This is a genomic window from Streptomyces sp. NPDC048484 (assembly GCF_040651415.1).
In the GTDB taxonomy this organism is placed as follows: domain Bacteria; phylum Actinomycetota; class Actinomycetes; order Streptomycetales; family Streptomycetaceae; genus Streptomyces.
In genome coordinates this window covers 1-1,588 of the sequence record NZ_JBEZJY010000142.1, presented here as the reverse complement: position 1 = coordinate 1,588, position 1,588 = coordinate 1, and the positions used below count along the sequence as shown (strand labels likewise).

At 66.7% G+C, this 1,588-nt stretch carries 1 protein-coding gene; it reads right to left on the bottom strand.

Annotation, left to right across the window (positions count from 1 at the left end):
• Positions 1-1,588: condensation domain-containing protein (locus AB0D14_RS44940; RefSeq protein ID WP_362791324.1), on the bottom strand; the 1,588-nt coding region annotated here is incomplete at both ends.

Below are 1,588 nucleotides of genomic sequence, written 5' to 3'. Positions count from 1 at the left end.
ACGACCCAGCAACTGAACGAAAGACGGATCACCGGACAGATCCGTCCGCATCACCAACGTGTTGACGAAGAACCCGATCAAATCCTCCGTCTCCGCCCGGTTCCGGTTCGCGACCGGCGTCCCGACAGCCACATCCTCCTGACCACTGTGCCGACCCAACACCACCGCATAAGCAGCCAACAACGTCATATACATCGACGCGCTGTGGTCACGGGCGATCGCGCGCAGCCGTTCGGACGTGGACGCCGAAATGTGAAACTCCGCGACGGCGCCCTCCGGCGCGCGTACCGGCGGGCGGGGCCGGTCGGTCTGCAGCTCCAGAACGGGAACGCCGGCCAACCGCTCACGCCAGTACGCCAACTGCCCGTCAAGAACATCACCACTGAACCACTGCCGCTGCCACACCGCGAAATCGGCATACTGCACGGCCAACACCGGCAACGGATCCGGCCCACCCACACAGAACGCCTCGTACAACGCCGACAGATCACGACGCAACACACGGCCCGACCACTCGTCCGAGACCACATGGTGCATGGTCAACGCAAGCACATGGTCGTCGGCAGCCAGCCGAATCAGTGAGCCGCGAATCAACGGCCCGGCTGACAGATCGAACGCCGTCATCGCGTCCGCCGCCACCAGTTCCTGCACTACAGTCGGCGGGTCGTCGGCGCCGGAGATGTCGACCAGCGGGAGCGGGAAGGGCGAGGGCGGGTCGATCACCTGCCGGGCCACACCGTCCGCGTCCGCCACCAACCGGGTCCGCAACACCTCGTGCCGCGCCACCAGCGCAGCCAAAGCGGCGTTCAGAGCGATGATGTCCAACTCTCCGGACCAGCGCAAGGGTGATGGCACGTTGTACTCAGTTGATCCCGGCTCCAGCTGATCGAGGAACCACAACCGCTGCTGCGCGAACGACAACGGCAACGCCTGATCGCGCGGGACAGACGTCATCGGGGGCGCCCCAGCATCCCGCCCAAGGCCGCCAAGATCCTCGATCAATGCTGCTAGCCCGCGCACCGTCGGCTCGTCAAACAACACCGTCAAGGGAATGTCTACCCCGAACATCCGCCGGATCCGGGTCGCCACCTGGGTGGCCAGCAGCGAGTCCCCGCCGAGCTCGAAGAAATTGTCCACGGTCCCGACCCGGTCCACACCCAGCACCTGCGCCCAGATCCCGGCCAGCAGATCCTCCGCCACCCCACTCGGAGCGACGTATTCGCCGAGTTCGGGACGGGCACCGTCCGGTGAGGGCAGCGCCGCCCGGTCGACCTTGCCGTTCGCCGTCAACGGCAACGCCGCCAGCTCGACGAACACCGCCGGAACCATGAACTCCGGCAACCGCTCTCCCGCGAACGTACGCAGTTCGGCGACCGGCGGAATACCTTCCGCCGGATCGGCCGGCACCAGATACGCCACCAGCCGACGGTCCGTGTCATCACCCCACGCCACCACCACCGCCACCCGCACCCCGGGATGCGCGGCCAGCACCCCCTCCACCTCACCCGGCTCGATACGGAAGCCCCGCACCTTCACCTGATCATCGACACGGCCCAAAAACTCCAGCCGGCCGTCCACCAGCCACCGC